This window comes from Streptomyces sp. NPDC007991 (assembly GCF_042958445.1).
In the GTDB taxonomy this organism is placed as follows: Bacteria; Actinomycetota; Actinomycetes; order Streptomycetales; family Streptomycetaceae; genus Streptomyces.
Map to the genome: position 1 here is coordinate 34,076 of NZ_JBIBJD010000018.1, position 18,387 is coordinate 52,462.

13 protein-coding genes are annotated in these 18,387 nt (G+C 72.8%); 2 read left to right on the forward strand and 11 right to left on the reverse strand.

The genetic code is table 11. The annotated features are described in order from the left end of the window. Positions 1 to 171 precede the first annotated feature (171 nt). Positions 172 to 1,398: an LAETG motif-containing sortase-dependent surface protein gene (locus ACFZDA_RS37005; protein ID WP_391090136.1), complete on the forward strand. Its 1,227-nt coding sequence runs from the start codon at positions 172 to 174 to the stop codon at positions 1,396 to 1,398. Between the two features lie 11 nt (positions 1,399 to 1,409). Here the strand turns inward: ACFZDA_RS37005 and ACFZDA_RS37010 are convergent, their stop codons facing one another. From ACFZDA_RS37010 to ACFZDA_RS37045, 8 genes are all read right to left on the reverse strand, one after another. Next, entirely contained in the window at positions 1,410 to 2,576 is a 1,167-nt protein-coding gene (locus tag ACFZDA_RS37010) for an SUKH-4 family immunity protein (RefSeq protein WP_391090138.1), read from the reverse strand. A 228-nt stretch (positions 2,577 to 2,804) separates the two neighbouring features. Then, positions 2,805 to 2,999, reverse strand: a complete 195-nt coding sequence (locus ACFZDA_RS37015; protein ID WP_391090140.1) for a hypothetical protein — start codon at positions 2,997 to 2,999, stop codon at positions 2,805 to 2,807. 5 nt (positions 3,000 to 3,004) lie between these two features. Then, positions 3,005 to 5,314: a molybdopterin cofactor-binding domain-containing protein gene (locus ACFZDA_RS37020; RefSeq protein WP_391090142.1), complete on the reverse strand. Its 2,310-nt coding sequence runs from the start codon at positions 5,312 to 5,314 to the stop codon at positions 3,005 to 3,007. Continuing rightward, positions 5,311 to 8,232: a 2Fe-2S iron-sulfur cluster-binding protein gene (locus ACFZDA_RS37025; protein ID WP_391090144.1), complete on the reverse strand. Its 2,922-nt coding sequence runs from the start codon at positions 8,230 to 8,232 to the stop codon at positions 5,311 to 5,313. Before ACFZDA_RS37025 ends, ACFZDA_RS37020 begins: the two co-directional genes overlap by 4 nt. Continuing rightward, a complete protein-coding gene (locus tag ACFZDA_RS37030) occupies positions 8,229 to 9,122 on the reverse strand; it encodes a xanthine dehydrogenase family protein subunit M (RefSeq protein ID WP_086561620.1) in 894 nt (297 codons plus the stop codon). Before ACFZDA_RS37030 ends, ACFZDA_RS37025 begins: the two co-directional genes overlap by 4 nt. 259 nt (positions 9,123 to 9,381) lie before the next feature. Further along, positions 9,382 to 11,007: a family 20 glycosylhydrolase gene (locus ACFZDA_RS37035; protein WP_391090147.1), complete on the reverse strand. Its 1,626-nt coding sequence runs from the start codon at positions 11,005 to 11,007 to the stop codon at positions 9,382 to 9,384. A 90-nt stretch (positions 11,008 to 11,097) separates the two neighbouring features. Further along, entirely contained in the window at positions 11,098 to 11,379 is a 282-nt protein-coding gene (locus ACFZDA_RS37040; protein WP_010039914.1) for a DUF3039 domain-containing protein, read from the reverse strand. A 29-nt stretch (positions 11,380 to 11,408) separates the two neighbouring features. Then, the gene (locus ACFZDA_RS37045) at positions 11,409 to 11,981 is read right to left on the reverse strand and encodes a YqgE/AlgH family protein (protein ID WP_391090149.1); all 573 of its coding nucleotides are present in this window, start codon (positions 11,979 to 11,981) and stop codon (positions 11,409 to 11,411) included. Positions 11,982 to 12,234: 253 nt separating this feature from the next. On the opposite strand from ACFZDA_RS37045, the gene murA reads away from it, so the two are divergent. Next, complete coding sequence (gene murA, locus ACFZDA_RS37050) at positions 12,235 to 13,575, forward strand: UDP-N-acetylglucosamine 1-carboxyvinyltransferase (protein ID WP_086561623.1); 1,341 nt, start codon at positions 12,235 to 12,237, stop codon at positions 13,573 to 13,575. 104 nt (positions 13,576 to 13,679) lie between these two features. On the opposite strand, the gene ACFZDA_RS37055 is transcribed toward murA, so the two are convergent. The 3 genes from ACFZDA_RS37055 to ACFZDA_RS37065 all read right to left on the reverse strand — a co-directional run bounded on the left by ACFZDA_RS37055 (position 13,680) and on the right by ACFZDA_RS37065 (position 18,343). Further along, positions 13,680 to 13,961, reverse strand: coding sequence for an HU family DNA-binding protein (locus ACFZDA_RS37055; protein WP_003990598.1), 282 nt, complete (start codon positions 13,959 to 13,961; stop codon positions 13,680 to 13,682). A 311-nt stretch (positions 13,962 to 14,272) separates the two neighbouring features. Continuing rightward, a complete protein-coding gene (locus tag ACFZDA_RS37060; protein WP_306966655.1) occupies positions 14,273 to 15,703 on the reverse strand; it encodes an NAD-dependent malic enzyme in 1,431 nt (476 codons plus the stop codon). A gap of 354 nt (positions 15,704 to 16,057) precedes the next feature. Continuing rightward, complete coding sequence (locus ACFZDA_RS37065) at positions 16,058 to 18,343, reverse strand: UvrD-helicase domain-containing protein (protein ID WP_391090152.1); 2,286 nt, start codon at positions 18,341 to 18,343, stop codon at positions 16,058 to 16,060. Between the last annotated feature and the right edge of the window lie 44 nt (positions 18,344 to 18,387).

An 18,387-nucleotide genomic window follows, 5' to 3' on the forward strand; every position in this document is an offset into this window, starting at 1 on the left:
CGCGTTCAGGGCGCAACGGGGCAATCCGCCGGGTGACAGGGCCCGATGCACAACTCGGGGCGCGGTGTCGTGAAGTCGCGCACAACCCCCGGTGCCTCTCATGTGTCCAGGACATGACCGGTAGCCGACGTTCCGGTCGTCCCGCCCACTGTTTCGACGAGGAGAACCACCGTGCGCCTCCGCCCCTCGGCAGCCGTCCTGGCCGCTGCCGTGATCGCCGTCACCGGTCCCGCTGTCGCCGCCCCCCTGGCGCAGGCCGAGGAGGGAGCGCCCGAACTGGTCGTGTCGGCCCTGCCTTCCGCGACTCCCAAGCCCGGTGAGGTGTACGACGAGTCCGTCACCCTCACCAACAAGGGCACGGCCGCCGTCGACGGAGTCACCTTCCGGGTCCGCCTCACGCGCGGGCTGGACTTCCCCGAGCAGGTGAAGGGCTGCACCTACTCGACCGTCAAGGACCAGGTGCGGCAGGCGCTCTGCGAGCTCGACACGGTCGTCGAACCCGGCGCCTCCGTCACCACGCCCGTCCGGTTCAAGGCCTTGGACAACGCCCTGATGGAGGCCGTCGAGTACGGCACGAGCGCGACCGGTGACGCCCCCGGCGAGGGGTACGACGACAGCTACCGGCGGCTCACCCTGACCGCGGACAACACCGCCGACCTCGTCGCGGTCGGTGAGGACACCGAGGCGCTGCCCGGCGGGAAGCAGTCGGTCACGGCGACCCTGCGCAACGACGGCCCCGGCTGGGTGCGGAACCAGGAGAGCGACGACCTTCCGGGCCTGCTGGTGCAGATCCCGCCGGGCACCGTCGCCGTCGGCGTGCCGAAGGACTGCGCGCCGTTCGGGATCGACGGACCGAGCGGACCGCAGGGGACCACCGGCAAGCCCAAGTACGTCTGCTGGCCGCAGGACGGGACCCTCGACGCGGGCCAGTCCCTCGCGTACACCTTCATGCTGAGCATCGAGAAGTCGGCGCAGGACACCGAGGGCGAGGTCAAGGCGTCGTCCGTCTACGACATCGCCCCCGCGTACGACGGGAACCTCGCCAACAACACCGCCCTGATCAGCATCGACCTGCCGAGCGACAACGAGCCCGGGCCGAGCCCCTCGGACGGCGCCGACGGTGGCCCCGGCACCGGCGGGAACGGCAACGGCAACGCCCCGGAGGGCCAGGCCGCCGGCGGCACGGGTGCCACGGCCTCCCCCTCGGCGTCGGCCCCGACCGGCACCGCGACGGGTGGTTCCAGCGGCACCGCGACCGGCGGCGCCACCGGCGGCAACCTCGCCTCCACCGGCTCCGAGGGCACCCCGCTCCTCGCCGGTGCCGCGGCCGCCGCCGCGGTGGTCGGTGGCGGCCTGGTGTTCGTCGTACGCCGCCGCAACGCCGCCGGGTCCGCCTGACGGCGGCGCCGTCAGAGCACCCCGCCCGCCTCGTCCTGGAACGCGTCCGTCCAGTAGTGGCGGACCGTTCTGCCCGCGGTCACGCCCGTCGGGTCCACGGTCGACAGGACCTGGAGCATCGTCATGGCCAGCTGGTCGTACGTGCCGGTCGTCAGCTCGTGGTCCGACCGGGCGTCGATCACCCGCTCGCGGTGCAGGAGCCAGAGGGTGAAGGCCAGGGTCGACACATCCGTGTTGAGCGGGTACAGCGTCGCTTCGGGCTCGCTCCAGTTCAGGACCGCGCCCGTCGCGCCGTCGACGACCAGGCTGTTGTCCTCGACGAGATGGCCGAGGCGTATCAGGCGGTGGGCCCCGGAAGGGAGCTTTGCCGGGTCGTCCGCGTCGGCGTGGTACTCGGCCGGCGTCGCCAGCGGGACGTCCGTGTCCAGCGAGAAGACGTGGGCCTCCTCCGGCAGGCCCACCTCGCGCAGGAAGCGGCGGGTCGGCTCGTGCGTGAGCGTCGCGGGGAAGTCGACGTCCTCGAAGCGGGCCACCTTGCCGGGGCCGAACTCCTGGTCCAGGAGGCGGTGCGGGAGGTCCAGGGAGAGGCCGGATGTGCCGCCCCGGCCCGCGACCAGGGACAGGGGGCGGATCAGTGCCGCCATCTTCCAGAACGGGGCCGGCTCGCCGTCCTCCCCGTCCCGGAACACCGCCAGCAGGTGCTCGGAGGCCTCCGCCACCGCCTTCGGGCCGAAGCGGCCCGCGTAGGAGGCGAACTGGCCGCGCAGGCCCGCCAGTTCGTCCGTCGCCTCGGCGAAGCGCACCAGCGTCCGCAGCGAGGGCGCCAGGGGGCGGCGGTCCATCAGGTCGGGGCGGTCGTGCAGGACATATGTCGTCGAGATCTCGCCCGTCGCGCCGTCCAGCAGGACCGACTCCGTCTCCAGGCCTCCGGGGCCGAGGAGTCCGCCTATCACGAGCTGCTCGCGCAGCTCCGCCGAGAGGCGGTCCTCCGGGTCGCCCGTCGAGTCCGCCACCGTGCGCAGACCCTCCCGGCCCATCTCCGCGAAGCTCAGCACACCGCTGTCACACGGCAGTCCGGGCCCGGTCAGCCAGTGCCGCGTCGACGCGTGCGTCACCCACGGATCCAGCTCGGACTCGGTCAGGGTGATCACCGCGGAACCGGCGTCGGTCATACTCATGGGCTCCCCCGCATGTGCTTGCTCACCGTCCCCTGGCGGAGCACGGCAGTCCGCCCGGCCAGGCCCGGCAGCCGTCCCCCACTGCCCAGAACAGTACGCCCCACCACTGACAACGCCCCGGAACAGCGACGCGCGCCCGGCGACCACACGCGTCCACCTCACAAGACGCTCAGAGCACCCTCGCGCGTTCCCTTTCCGCCAGAATCCCCTCCAATGTCTGACGTACCGTCAGCTCGGTGGTGTCGAGCCAGAGTCCGATCCGAGGAGTTCGGGCGTGCAGTGCCACGCCGCCGCCGACATGCTGTACCGGAGCCGGAGTTGGACCCGGGTCGCCGCTCGCGGCAGGGTCTCCGGCAGCGCCTGGGCGACCGTCGACTTGCCGGCCGCCATCACCCCGGTGACCAGGACGACGCCGTCGAGCACGGGCGTCAGGTCCGTTCCGTGACCACCGCCGCCTGCGGGCGGATGGGCAGCCGGTTCACGGGCCGGCCCGTGGCGGCCCGTACGGCGGACGCGATGGCCGCCGGGGACGTCACCACCGGCACCGCGCTGACCGCCTTCGCGCCGAAGGGGGCGACGACGTCCCGCTCCTCGACCAGCCTGACGATGCGGATGTCGGGGGCGTCGAGCGCGGTCGGGAGGGCGTAACCGGTCAGGTCCGGGTGGCGGATCAGGCCGCGCGGGGTGCGCAGGTTCTCGGTGAGCGCGATGCCCACGCCCTGGGTCACGCCCGCCTCGATCCGGGCGGCCAGCTGGGCCGGGTTCAGGACCCGTCCCACGTCCTGGGCGACGGCCAGTTCCACGACCCGTACGGAACCGATCTCGATGTCGACGTCCACCACCGCGCGGATCGCGCAGAAGGACATGCCGACGAACGCGTCGCCCTGGCCGGCCTCGTTCAGCGGCTCGGTCGGGTGCGGGCGGCACTGGGCGGTGGCCCACAGTTCCTTGCCGTCCAGCGCCTCGGTGACGGTCGTCGACAGGACACCGTCGTAGGACGTGATCTTGCCGTCGGTGATCTGGAGCAGCTCCGTGGACATGCCGAACTTGTGGGCGAGCGGCTGGAGTAGCTGCGTGCGGACCATCTTGGCCGCGCGCTCCACCGCACCGCCCGACACCCAGGTGTGCCGGCCGTGGCATGCCGCGCCCGCCGGAGGCTGGTCGGTGTCGACCGGCGCCACGTGCACCTCGTCTATGCCGAGCGTCTCCTGCACGATCTGCCGGGCCAGGGTCGTGAAGCCCTGGCCGGTCTCGACGGCCGCGCACAGCACCGTCGCCACACCGTCGTGGACCTTCACGGTCGCCGTGGAGACCTCGTCCGCGCCCTCGGCGCCGAGCATGTGCACCATGCCCACGCCGTAGCCCACGCCCCGGCGCACCGCGCCCGGTTCGCCCGCGCCCTCGGGGCCGCCGGGCAGCAGCCACTCCTCCTCGGGCGTGTCCTTGGGCAGCGGCGGGAGCGGGAAGTCCCGCACGGCCTGCAGCAGTTCGGCGACGGGGGCCGGGCAGGTCACGGTCTGGCCGGTCGGCAGCACGTCGCCCGTCGCCATGGCGTTGCGCAGCCGCACCTCGGCCGGGTCGATGCCGAGCTTCTTGGCGATCTTGTCCATCTGCGCCTCGTAGGCGGCGCAGACCTGCATGGCGCCCTCGCCGCGTACGTGGCCGGACGGGGGGTTGTTGGTGCGGACGGCCCAGCCCTCGATGAAGGCGTTCGGGACGATGTACGGGCCGCAGGCGAACGCGACGGCAACGGCCAGCGCGTCGGCGGAGGTGTCGGCGTAGGCGCCCGCGTCGAGCAGGATCTGCGCCTCCACCTTCACGAGTCTGCCCTCGGCGTCGGCGTGGTGGCGGTAGCGCAGCAGGGTGGGGTGCCGGTGGGTGTGCCCGAGGAAGGACTCCTCGCGCGTGGCCGTGAGCTTCACCGGGCAGCCGGTGCGCAGCGCCAGCAGGCCGAGCGGGAGCTGGAAGCCCTGGTCCTCGCGGTCGGCCGTGGCGCCGGGGACGCCGGTGACGACGACCTTGACCCGCTCGGGTTCCAGGGCGAAGGCGGCGGCGGCCGTGTCACGGTCGGCGTGCGGGTCGGTGGAGGCCAGGTACAGCTCCACACCGCCGTCCGGGCGCGGCACGGCCAGGCCCGCCTCGGCGCCGATGGGGGCGGGGTCCTGGCGGCCGATGCGGTACAGGCCCTCGACGACGATCTCGCCCGCCGCCTCCGGGTCGCCGTGGCGCAGCGGGATGTGCCGGATCAGGTTGCCGTCGGGGTGCAACGGCTCCGCCTCGAAGGCCTGTTCCGGGTCGGTCACCGGGTCGAGCACCTCGTACTCGACGATGACGGCGGCGGCGGCCATCCGCGCGGTGTCCGGGTGGTCGGCGGCGACGGCGGCGATGGGCTCGCCGTGGTGGCGCACGACCTCGGAGGCGAAGACCGGGCGGTCGGCCGTGCCGCGGCCGTGCAGCGGGCTGCCGGGGACGTCCTCGTGGGTGACGACGGCGTGTACGCCGGGCATCTCGCGCGCGTGGGAGGTGTCGATGGACACGATGCGCGCGTGCGGGTGCGGTGAGCGCAGCACGGCCGCCCACAGCAGGCCCTCGGCCCACAGGTCGGCGGCGTACGGGAAGGTGCCCTCCGTCTTGGCGCGGGCGTCGGCGGCCGGGAGGGAGGCGCCCAGGCCGTGCGGCAGCGGTTCGGGGGCGGGGGCGGCCTCCGCGGCCTGCGCGGTGGCTGCTTCGTTGCTCACGCGGGGCCTCCGTCCTGGCCGTAGGGCTGGTCATGGGGGTCTGGGGTGTGCGGATCCTGGGCGTGCGGGTCCTGGGCGTGCGGGTCCTGGGCGTGCGGCTGCGGGGGTGAGCCGAAGGCCGACACGTTGACGCCTCCGGCGCCCGGGCCCGCCTGGTGCGGGATACGGGCCTCGTCCGGGTCGCCGTCGGCGGGCGCGCTGTGTGCCTGGCGTTCGGCGACGACCTCCTTCACGGCGTCCACCACGCCCCGGTAGCCGGAGCAGCGGCACAGGTTGCCGCACAGCGCCTGGCGGGTCTCCAGGTCGCTGGGCGCCGGGTTGCCCTCCAGGAGGTCGTGCACGGTCATCGCCATGCCGGGTACGCAGAAGCCGCACTGCACGGCGCCGCAGCGCGCGAGCGCCCGCTGCACGTCCGACGGCCGGCCGTCCTCGGCCAGGCCCTCGACGGTACGGACCTCGCTGCCGGCGGCGGTCACGGCCGGGACCAGGCAGGACGCGACGAGCCGCCCGTCGACCTGGACGTTGCACGCGCCGCACTCGCCCTGCGAGCAGCCGTCCTTGGCCCCCGCGAGTCCGAGCCGCTCGCGCAGCACGTACAGCAGGGACTCGCCGATCCAGGCGTCGGTGACGGGGCGTTCGGTGCCGTTGACGCGCAGGACGAAAGAGGCGAGGGGGTGTTCCTCCTGCGGGACGGTGGAGGGCGCGTCCTGGGAGGCCTCGCCCTCGGTATCGCCAGGGTCGTGGGGTGCCGGGTCGTCCGGGGTCTCGCCGTCGGCGGCCTCCGGCCCGGCATCGGGGTCCGCCTCGGCCGGGAGGGGCCCGGCGGACGGCTCGGCGGGGGCCTCAGCGGCGTCCTCGGCGGCCTCATCGGCGCCGGGAGCGTCCTTTGAGGCTTCCCGGGCGGTCTGCGGATGCGCGGGCTCCGCCGGGGCCTCGGGGTACGGCTGGGGGGACGCGGACCGTTCGGGGCCGTTCGCGGCTGCCCCGGAGTGGTGCCCGGTCGGCTCACCGACAGGGCCCGAGGACTGCGGCGCCTGCCCGGACGGGCCGGAGGGCTGCTCCGGGCCGGGGGTGGTCGCCGCGCCCGACGATTCGGGGCCATGGCCGGCGGAGCCGGAGGGCTCGGGGCCGTGGTGGTCGGTGAAGGCGTGCGGCTGCGGGCGGTGTTCGACGAAGTCGGACGACTCGGAGCCGGGGTCCGTGAGGGCGGACTGTTCCGAGCCGCCGTCCCCGAAGGCCGACTGATCCGAGCCATGGTCCGTGAGGGCGGACTGATCCGGCCCGCCGTCCCCGAAGGCCGACTGATCCGAGTCGTGCTCCGCGAAGGCGGACTGATCCGGCCCGCGGCCGGTTGCGCCGTCCGGCTCCCGGCCGTGTCCGGGTGGGCCGGAGGGCTCCGACCCGTGACCGGGCACGCCGTGCGGCTCTGGGCCCTGGCCGGCCACGCCGTGCGGGTCCGACCCGTGATCGGCGTAAGCCGACTCCCCCGGGCGGCGGTCGGCGAACGCGGACGGCTGCGAGCCGGGGCCCCCGAAGGCGGACTGTTCCGACCCGTGGCGGGGCAGGCCATGCGGATCCGAGCCGTGGCCGGGCCCCCCGTGCGGCTCCGGGCCCTGCCCGGGCACACCCTGCGACCCCGTGCCCTGGCCGGGCACGCCGTGCGGGTCCTGGCCGTGTTCCGTGAAGCCGTGGGGATCCGAGCCGTGCTCCGTGAAGGCCGGCTGCTCCGCGCGGTGGGCGGCGAAGGCGGACGGATCGGACCCGTGGTCGGTGAGAGCGGGCTGCTGCGGACGGTCGCCGCCGAAGGCGGACGACTCCGACGCCTGATCGGCGAACTCGGGCTGCTCCGGCGCGTGGCCGACGCCGTCGGACGGCGGGGGCGCGTGACCGGCGCCGGGCGTCTGCGACCCGTGGCCGCCCGCCCCGGACGACTCCGGTCCATGGCCACCCGACCCGGTCGCTGCCCGCGCGAGCCCGCCGAACCCGGACGACTCCTGCCCGTGCCCGGCACCGGCCGACCGCTGGGGCGCGTGACCGGTGCCGTCGGTCGCCCCCGGGGCATGGCCTGCCGCCGGGTCCGCCTCCTGCGGCATGGGCCCGGCGGGCTGCTGCTCCGGGGCGTACTCGGAGACCGGTCCGGCAGCACCCGGCTGCCCGTGTCCCTGCCCGTTTCCGGAACCGTGCCCGCCGCCCTGCTCGTGCCCGTGCGGATAGGCCTGCCCGGTCTGCTCCTGCCCCGCCGTGTCCTGCGGATCCTGCCGGCCCCACGGCCGGCCCGCCGCCTGGGTCGCCCACGGTGCGGGCGCGCCGCCCGGCAGCGTCGACGGTGGGGTGCCGCCCCACTGTTCGACCAGCGAGGACGTGGTGAACTCGCCCGACTCGTCCGGGAGGTCACCCCCGGCGACGGGGATGGACCACTGCCCGGTCACGTCATGGCCGGGCGCGGTCTCCGCCGCCGCGGCCTCCTCGAAGTTCCACTGGCCGGTGGTGCCCGGGTTGTACGTGAAGCGGTCGTTCGCGCCGTGCTGCCCTGCGTACGCGTCGGCGCCGTAGGGCGTGCCGGAGCCGTACGGCGCGTGCGAGCCGTACGTGCGCTCCCCCGTGTCGTGTCCGGGCTGCTGATGGGCGGCGTGCGGGTCGTGCCACTGGGCGCCGTCGACGGGCGCGCCGGGCACCGGCCAGCTGCCGGGGGCCGCCGGGTCGGTTCCGGCGGTCGTGGCGGGGTCGACCGTTATCTGCGGCGGTACGTAGCCGTGGCCGGGCGCGGCGAGGGGGCTGTCGGCGGCCAGCAGGGCGTCGACGCCCCCCTCGGGGAGTTGGACGAAGGCGGTGGCGCCGTCGTCGTACTCGCCCTGGGGCAACGGGTCCCAGCGGCTCCCGCCCCGGGGCGTGCCCTCTCCGTGCTGGTCGTCGGTCACGACAGCGCCCTCCCCAGTGCTCGTCGGGCCAGCGCGGCGACGGTGCGCCGCAGGTGCAGTACGGCGGGCGGGAGCTGCGGTACGGAGCCGTCCTCGGCCGGGGCCGCGTCGGGGATGCAGGCCGCGGCGACGTACTCCCCGAAGGCGCTCAGCGCCTCCGGCACGAGCGCGCGGTTGTTGTCCCAGTCGATGAGCCGGCCGACCCACTGCTCGGCCTCCAGGGGCCGCAGCGGCATCGGCGCTATGGCGCCCACCGCGCAGCGCACACCCCGGCGTGCGGGGTCCAGGACCAGGGCCACGGACGCCACCGCGCGCCCCGGTCCGGTCCGGCCGGTCGCCTTCAGGAAGACCTGCGGGGCGTGCAGCAGCGGCACGCGCACGTAGCCGATGAGTTCACCGGCGCGCAGCATGTCCATCCCGGCGAGGAGGTGCGACACCGGGATCTCCCGGCGGGCCCCGCCCGGGCCCGCGATGATCAGGGTCGCCTCCAGTGCGGCCAGCACCGGCAGCGCGTCCCCGGTGGGGGCGGCCGAGGCGATGTTGCCGCCGAGGGTGCCCGCGTTGCGGATGTGCGGCGGGCCCGCGGCGCGCGCGGCGGCGGCGAGCGCCGGGATCAGGGCCGCGAAGTCGGGGCGGCCCATGCGCGCGTGCGTGAGGCCCGCGCCGAGCAGCGCGTGTCCGTCGAGGTACTGCCAGCCGCGGATCTCGCTGATCTTGCCGAGTCCCACCAGCGCGGCAGGCCGGAGCTGCCCGGAGTTGACGGCGGCCATCAGGTCGGTGCCGCCCGCGACGGGCACGGCGGCGGGCACGGCGGTGAGTGCCGCGACGGCCTCGTCCAGCGTCGTGGGCAGCGTGACGGCCTGCGCCGCCTGCGGTGCGTGCGTGGTCAAACCGGCTGCCCCTTCCCGCTGCCCCACCTGGTCCCACCTGTGCTGCCGTACGGTACGTGCTGACAGGGCGGACGTGGCAACTCTGGCACATCTTGGCGAGAGCCGAGGACACGGGTCCGCTAGGAGGCATTCGCCCACCTCACCGGCGAGATGGTCCGTTTTCGCATGGGTTCGCCTGTGCGTGTCGATTGGCACTTTCGGTGACCCTTGTGCGCTTTTTCCGTGGCTTGTTCGAGCTGTTCGGTAGGGCGGCCCGGTCCTACCGGCTGGGTGGCGGGCCGTCCTTCGGGCGGCCCGGCACTCCAGGACGCCGCTGCCAGGGCAGTGGGCCGGCGGGTGGCCGGTAGGCGACGCCGAGGGCGTCGAGCCGCCGGTAGTGGGCGGTCATGCGGCGCTCGAAATCGGCGAAGTCCCGTTCCGCCGGGGCGGGCAGGGCGCTCCAGGCGACCTCGGCGAAGGCCGCGAGCCGGGGGAACGTCTGGTAGTCCACGCGCGCGGGGTCCTCCATCACCTCGGTCCACACGTTGGCCTGGGTGCCCAGCACGTGCCGGGCCTCATCGGGCGTCAACTCCGGCGGCACCGGCTCGAACCGGTAGACGTCCTCCAGGGTGCGCACCCACCCGATCGGTACCGGCTCGTCGGGGCCCGGGTCCTGACGGTGGTCCAGATACACGTGCTGCTCGGGGCACATGACGACGTCGTGGCCGGCCCGGGCGGCGGCGATGCCCCCGGCGTAGCCGCGCCAGGAGGACACGGCCGCGCCGTCGGCCAGGCCGCCCTGAAGGATCTCGTCCCAGCCGATCAGCCGGCGCCCGCGCGCGCGGAGCCACGCGTCGAAGTGCCCGATGAACCAGGACTGGAGCTCGTCCTCGCCGGCCAGCCCGAGTTCCCTGATGCGCGCCTGGGCGGTCGCTGACCGCCGCCACTGGTCCTTGGGGCATTCGTCGCCGCCGACATGGACGAACTCCGACGGGAACAGCTCCAGCACTTCCTCGAGGACGCCCTCGTAGAAGCGGAGGGTGTTGTCAGTGGGGGCGAGTACGTTCGGGTTGATGCCCCAGGTGTCCCAGACGGAGAAGGCGGTGGTGTCGATGACGTCGGTGTTGCCGAGTTCCGGGTACGCGGCGATGGCGGCCTGCGAGTGGCCGGGCACGTCGATCTCGGGGACGACGGTGATATGCCGCTCGGCGGCGTAGGCGACGATCTCCCGGATGTCGTCCTGGGTGTAGTAGCCGCCGTGCGGCTTCTCCTCCCACAGGGGTGAGGCCCCGTGGCCGGTTTTCGTCCGCGCCCGCCAGGAGCCGATCTCGGTCAGCCGTGGATGCCGCTCGATCTGGATGCGCCAGCCCTGGTCGTCCGTCAGATGGAAGTGGAAGACGTTGAGTTTGTGCGCCGCCATCAGATCGAGGTAGCGCAGGACGCCTTCCTTCGGCATGAAGTGCCGGGCGACGTCGAGCATCAGGCCGCGCCAGCGGAATCGGGGGGCGTCCTCGATCGTGAGGTACGGCACGGCCCAGGCGCGGTCGCGGCCGATCGGGGCCCTGCGGTACGCGTCGGGGCCGAGAAGCTGCCGCAGCGTCTGGGCGCCCCAGAAGACACCGGCCGCGCTGCCGCCCTCGATGACGACGCCGTTCCAGTCGCTGACGAGGCGGTACTCCTCGGGGCCGAGCCCGGGGTCGAGCTGGAGCCCGATGCCGTCGCCGCCGGCGTCGTCGAGTTCCCGCCCCTCGCGCAACGGCAGGCCGGTGGCCTGCCGCAGAACGGTGCGCAGCCAGTGGCCGACGCCCTGCGTCCCGGTGCGGGCGTAGAGCCGGGAGTGCGCCGTGAGCCGCACCTCGCCGGTGGTGGCGACGACGCCGCGGGGCTTCGGAATCAGTTCGGTCATGCCAGTCCTTCTGGAGTCCGCATGAACAGCACAAAAGCCCCCAGGGCACGCGAAACGCACCCTGGAGGCTTTACGCCACGCGGGCCGGGCCTACTTGTCGCCCTTGCCCTTGTCGTCGTCGCCGGAGCCCATGGACTCGTAGATCTCCTTGCACATGGGGCACACCGGGTACTTCTTCGGGTCGCGGCCCGGCACCCAGACCTTGCCGCACAGCGCCACGACGGGGGTGCCGTCGAGGGCGCTCGCCATGATCTTGTCCTTCTGGACGTAGTGGGCGAAGCGCTCGTGGTCACCGTCACCGTGGGAGGTCTGCGGCGTCGGCTCTACGAGGGTCCCCGTACCAGTCCCGCGCTCGGGCTCGAGAGTGCTCATAGACCCAAGGGTACTGAAGGTCACAGCCATCAGTTGAGCGAAGGGTCGTCCGGGTACGTCGCCACCATCGCCAGCTCGTTGCGCTGGCGGCGCAGCACCTCGCGCCAGAGTCGCTCCGGGGCCGGGCAGGAGACGTCGCCGGGCTCGGACTCGACGACGTACCACGCGCCGTCCACCAGCTCGTCCTCCAGCTGGCCGGGGCCCCAGCCGGCGTATCCGGCGAAGATCCGCAGGGAGCCGAGGGCGGAGGCCAGCAGTTCCGGCGGGGCCTCCAGGTCGACCAGACCGATCGCGCCGTGCACCCGGCGCCAGCCCAGCGGCGCGGCCTCCCCGGACGCGCCGCCGGGGACGACGGCGACCCCGAGGGCCGAGTCCAGCGACACCGGGCCGCCCTGGAACACGACGCCGGGCTCGCCCGCGAGATCCCCCCAGCCCTCCAGGATGTCGTTCACGTCCACCGGAGTGGGGCGGTTGAGGACGACACCGAGAGAGCCCTCCTCGTCGTGGTCGAGGAGCAGCACCACCGCGCGGTCGAAGTTCGGGTCCGCCAGGGCGGGCGTGGCCACGAGCAACCGCCCTGTGAGCGAGGACACCTCGGTCATGCCAGACATGATCCCGCATCTTCCCTCCCGGTGGGGAGCCAATGCGGGGACGCGGGTGAACGCAGCTCAGGGGCACACCGATGCGTCCCGGGTGCACGGACGTGACCGTGACCCCACGTGCCCGGCACGGAACCGTTCGTGTTGTGACAGAGCTATGACGTGGCTGGGTCCGACTCAGGCTTACGGAAGGGGGGTGGAGGGCGATTACCCTTTCCCTCCTGGCCCCTGCCCGACTCCACGGAACGCGAGATTCATGACCGTCAACGACGATGTCCTGCTTGTCCACGGCGGAACCCCGCTGGAGGGCGAGATCCGTGTCCGCGGTGCGAAGAACCTCGTACCGAAGGCAATGGTGGCAGCGCTGCTGGGCAGCGCCCCGAGCCGCCTCCGCAATGTTCCGGACATCCGTGACGTACGGGTCGTACGGGGTCTGTTGCAGCTGCACGGCGTGACGGTCCGTCCGGGGGACGAACCCGGCGAACTGGTGATGGATCCGACGCGCGTGGAGAGCGCGAACGTCGCTGACATCGATGCCCACGCGGGTTCGAGCCGGATTCCGATCCTCTTCTGCGGCCCGCTCCTGCACCGCCTCGGCCACGCGTTCATCCCGGGCCTCGGCGGCTGCGACATCGGCGGCCGGCCCATCGACTTCCACTTCGACGTGCTGCGGCAGTTCGGCGCGCGGATCGAGAAACGGGCGGACGGACAGTACCTGGAGGCCCCGCAGCGGCTGCGGGGCACGAAGATACGGCTGCCGTACCCGTCCGTCGGCGCGACCGAGCAGGTGCTGCTGACGGCGGTGCTCGCCGAAGGCGTCACCGAGCTCTCGAACGCGGCGGTCGAGCCGGAGATCGAGGACCTGATCTGCGTCCTTCAGAAGATGGGCGCCATCATCGCGATGGACACCGACCGGACGATCCGCATCACCGGCGTGGACCAGCTCGGCGGCTACAACCACCGCGCCCTGTCCGACCGCCTGGAGGCCGCGTCCTGGGCGTCCGCCGCGCTGGCGACCGAGGGCGACATCTACGTCCGCGGCGCCCAGCAGCGCTCGATGATGACGTTCCTGAACACCTACCGGAAGGTGGGCGGGGCCTTCGAGATCGACGACGAGGGCATCCGCTTCTGGCACCCCGGCGGCCAGCTGAAGTCCATCGCGCTGGAGACGGACGTCCACCCCGGCTTCCAGACCGACTGGCAGCAGCCGCTGGTGGTGGCCCTGACCCAGGCCACGGGCCTGTCCATCATCCACGAGACGGTCTACGAGTCCCGTCTCGGCTTCACCTCCGCCCTGAACCAGATGGGCGCGCACATCCAGCTCTACCGCGAGTGCCTGGGCGGCTCGAACTGCCGCTTCGGCCAGCGCAACTTCCTGCACTCTGCCGTCGTCTCCGGCCCCACCAAGCTCCAGGGCGCCGATCTGGTCATCCCCGACCTCCGCGGCGGCTTCTCGTACCTCATCGCGGCACTGGCGGCCCAGGGCACGTCCCGCGTCCACGGCATCGGCCTGATCAACCGCGGCTACGAGAACTTCATGGAGAAGCTCGTGGAGCTCGGTGCGAAGGTCGAGCTGCCGGGCAAGGCGCTCGGGTAGCGGCGCGGGCAGTGACGCCAAAGGGGCGGCCACCCGGTTCGGGTGGCCGCCCCTTTGATGTCACTCACTGTGGTCCGTACACCATGGGCGTACGAACGGCAGGGTTACTTGCCCTTCGCGGCTTCCTTGAGCTTCGAGCCCGCGGAGACCTTCACGCTGTAACCGGCGGGGATCTGGATGGGCTCGCCGGTCTGCGGGTTGCGGGCGGTGCGAGCGGCACGGTGGGTGCGCTCGAAGGTCAGGAAGCCGGGGATGGTGACCTTCTCGTCCCCCTTGGAGACGATGTCGCCGACCACGTCGGCGAACGCGGCCAGAACGGCGTCGGCGTCCTTGCGGGTCACCTCGGCGCGGTCGGCCAGCGCGGCCACCAGCTCACTGCGGTTCATGTTGTTACTCCCGTGTTCATCTTGCCGTTGAAGGCGTCAGATCGAAGCCGATGCTGCCAGGGTCCTCCGTGAGTCCCCGGACCCGGGTCCGTCGTCAGACCCTCGCGCCCAGGGACGCATCCTGCCTCTACCTGCGGCGGGAAAGCCAATCCGGCACCCGCAGGAGTCGTGAGAACACCCATGGGAGTCACACGAAAAGAGGGCCTGAGCCTGGCCGACACGATAGAGGGCGGCCCAAGGGGTCGGGTTCCCCGACGCGCCGTTGCCAGGCCAGTCGTGGCAATCCTCACAACGGCCGCAGGGCCGTCGCCCTACGGCTGCGAGGTCGTCGCCGCCGCGCCGACCGCCTTCGCGGCCTCCCGCACCGCCCCGGCGACCGCGCCCGCGACCTTGTCGTTGAAGACGCTCGGGATGATGTAGTTCGGGTTCAGCTCGTCCTCGGTCACCACGTCCGCGAGGGCCTTCGCCGCCGCGAGCATCATCTCGGTGTTGACCGTGCGCGACTGGGCGTCCAGCAGACCGCGGAAGACACCCGGGAAGACCAGCACGTTGTTGATCTGGTTCGGGAAGTCGGAACGGCCGGTGGCCACAACGGCCGCGGTCTGACGGGCGATTGCCGGGTCGACCTCGGGGTCGGGGTTCGCGAGCGCGAACACGATGGCCCCCTCGGCCATGGCGGCCACGTCGTCGCCGTCGAGGACGTTCGGGGCCGAGACGCCGATGAAGACGTCGGCGCCGCGCACGGCCTCCTTGAGCGTGCCGGTCAGGCTCTCGGGGTTGGTGTTGTCGGCGATCCAGCGCAGCGCCGAGTCCGGGGCGGCGTCCACCAGGTCCTCGCGGCCGGCGTGCACGACGCCGTGGATGTCGGCGACGACGGCGTTCTTGACGCCCGCGGCCAGCAGCAGTTTCAGGATGGCCGTACCGGCCGCGCCGGCGCCGGACATGACGACCCGGATGTTCTCGATCGCCTTGCCCGTGACGCGCAGGGCGTTCGTGAGCGAGGCGAGGACGACGATCGCGGTGCCGTGCTGGTCGTCGTGGAAGACGGGGATGTCGAGGGCCTCGCGCAGCCGGGCCTCGATCTCGAAGCAGCGGGGGGCGGAGATGTCCTCCAGGTTGATGCCCGCGAAGCCCGGGGCGATCGCCTTGACGATCTCGACGATCGCGTCGGTGTCCTGAGTGTCGAGGCAGATCGGCCAGGCGTCGATGCCCGCGAACCGCTTGAAGAGGGCCGCCTTGCCCTCCATGACCGGCAGGGCGGCCTTCGGGCCGATGTTGCCCAGACCCAGCACGGCCGAGCCGTCCGTCACGACCGCAACGGAGTTGCGCTTGATGGTGAGGCGGCGGGCGTCCTCGGGGTTCTCGGCGATCGCCATGCAGACGCGGGCGACGCCCGGCGTGTAGACCATGGACAGGTCGTCACGGTTGCGGATGGGGTGCTTGGACGCCATCTCGATCTTGCCGCCGAGGTGCATGAGGAAGGTCCGGTCCGAGACCTTGCCCAGCGTGACGCCCTCGATGCCGCGGAGTTCCTCGACGATCTCGTCCGCGTGCGCGGTCGACGAGGCCGCGATGGTGACGTCGATACGGAGCTTCTCGTGACCGGATGCGGTGACGTCGAGGCCGGTCACCGAGCCTCCGGAGGACTCCACGGCGGTGGTGAGCTGCGAGACGGCGGTTCCGCTCGCGGGCACCTCCAGCCGGACCGTCATCGAGTAGGAGACGCTGGGCGCCGTTGCCATGGCCGACTTCCTCTGCTTTCACCTGACGCTGAGTTGTGCCGTCCGATCGTCGCACCTACCGCTGAGTAGCAGGTAGCCACCCTCGATTGCGAACGTTTTGTTCGCGGAACAGGCCAGCAAAAAGAGACCCACGTCACGCTGACGTGGGTCTCTTCCGAAGTAGGCGGCACCGACCCGCCATGCTCGCCTCGCGGCAAGTGGTCGCTCGTAGCGACGATGGTTGGGCCCGGGGGCTTGGATCGGGCCGGTGCCACATCCAGGCTAACAAACAGATCCCGTAAGGCCATTCCCATAGCGGGAGTTCATTTCGCCGGCAAGTGGGTATCGGGGCGCGGTCCCGCCGGCGGACCGGAATCAGTCCCTGAGCAGGTCCGGTACTCCCGCCGCGTCCGGCTCGTCCCGGTCCGCCGAGACGACCGTGAGCTGCTGGGTGGCCCGGGTCAGTGCGACATAGAGCACACGCAGACCGGCCGGGGACTCGTCGGCGATCTCCGCCGGGGAGACCACGACCGTCGCGTCGTACTCCAGGCCCTTGGCCTCCAGGCTGCCGAGTGCCACCACCCGGTCGCCGAGCCCGGCGAGCCAGCGCCGGGCCTCCTCGCGGCGCTGCATGGCGACGACCACGCCGACCGTGCCGTCGACGCGCTCCAGCAGCCGGGCCGCCTCGGCACGGACGGTTTCGGCCAACGTGTCTCCCACGACCGTGAAGCGCGGCTCGACGCCCGTGGAGCGGACCGCCTTCGGGGACAGGGAGCCGGGCATGGCCAGCGCGAGTACCTTCGAGGCCAGCTCGGCGATCTCGGCCGGGTTGCGGTAGTTCACGGTGAGCTCGAAGCGGCGGCGCGGGCGGGTGCCGAGGGCCTCGTCGCGGGCCTCGGCGGCCTCGTCCGGGTCGGACCAGGAGGACTGGGCCGGGTCGCCGACGACCGTCCAGGTGGCGTGCCGGCCGCGGCGGCCGACCATGCGCCATTGCATCGGGGTGAGGTCCTGGGCCTCGTCGACGATGACGTGGGCGTACTCGGTGCGCTCCTGCGCGAGGCGCTCGGCGCGCTCGCGCTGCGACTCCTCGCGCACCGGCATCAGCTCCTCCAGGCCGGTGAGCTGGTCGAGCGGGTCGAGCTCGCGCTTCCTGCGGGGGCGGGCCGGGGAGCCGAGGACGGCCTGGAGTTCGTCGAGCATCGCGATGTCGTGCACCGAGTAGCCGTCGCGCCTGAGGGAGCGGGCGACCTTGCGGATCTCACCGGGGTTGAGGATGCGGCGGGCCCAGCGGCCGAGGCGCCGCTCGTCGGCCATGGCGGCCAGGACGGCCGCCGGGGTCAGCTCCGGCCACCAGGCGTCGAGGAAGGCGATGAAGGCGTCCTCGGAGGTGATGTCCTCGTCGAAGGAGGAGCGCAGCTCGGCGGCGAGCTCCGGGTCGGTGTGCCGGCCGGCCGCGCCGGACTGCTCCCACAGGGCGTCCAGGAGGAGCTTGCGGGCGCGTGGGCGCAGCAGGTTCACGGGGGCGGTGCCGCCGAGGGCGGCGCGGCGGATGTCCGCCAGCTGCTCGGCCTCCAGTTCCAGGCGGCGGCCGAAGGCGACCACGCGCAGCCGGGTCGGTGCATCGTTCAGCTCCAGGGCTCCGCGCGCGGCCTTGCGCAGCACCTTGAGCATGCGGGACGAGCCCTTGGCGCGGGCCACGGACGGGGAGTCGTAGAGCGTGGCCTCGGCGCCGTCGACGAGTGAGCCGATGGCGCGGATGGCGACCTGGCCCTCCTCGCCGAGGGAGGGCAGCACGCCCTCGGTGTAGGCGACGAGCAGCGGGGTCGGGGAGACGATCAGGATGCCGCCCGCGTACCGGCGCCGGTCCTGGTAGAGGAGGTAGGCCGCGCGGTGCAGGGCGACGGCGGTCTTGCCGGTGCCGGGGCCGCCCTCGACGTATGTCACGGAGGCGGCGGGGGCGCGGATGACCAGGTCCTGCTCGGCCTGGATGGAGGCGACGATGTCGCGCATGGTGTGGCTGCGGGCCTGGCCGAGCGCGGCCATCAGGGCACCGTCGCCGATGACGGGCAGCTCGTGGCCGTCGAGGAAGGCCGTCAGCTCGGGGCGCATCAGGTCGTCCTCGACGCCGAGCACCTTGCGGCCCTTGGAGCGGATGACCCGGCGGCGGACGACCCGGCCGGGGTCCACGGGCGTCGACCGGTAGAAGGGGGCGGCGGCCGGGGCCCGCCAGTCGATGACCAGTGGGGCGTAGTCCTGGTCGAGGACGCCGATGCGGCCGATGTGCAGCGTCTCGGCGATGTCGGCGGTGCTGTCCTCCCGGACCGCGCCCTCGGCGGGCTCCACGGCGGTGTACGCGCCGTCGGGGCCCTTCTTGCCGTCCTTGCCGCGCAGCAGGTCGATGCGGCCGAAGAGGAAGTCCTCGAACTCGTTGTTCAGCCGGCTGAGGTGTATGCCGGCCCGGAAGACCTGGGCGTCCCGCTCGGCGAGCGCGCCGGGCGTGCCGACCTGGCCGCGCTGGGCCGCGTCGTTCATGAGGAACTCGGCCTCGTGGATCTTCTCCTCGAGGCGCCGGTACACCCGGTCCAGGTGTTCCTGTTCGACGCTGATCTCTCTGTCTCTCAGGGAGTCGAGCGCGGTTTCCTGCTGAGCCTGAGCGGCCACCGGGCCCCCTTCTGACGTGCTGGGCAGCCGTCCACCGTACGCGA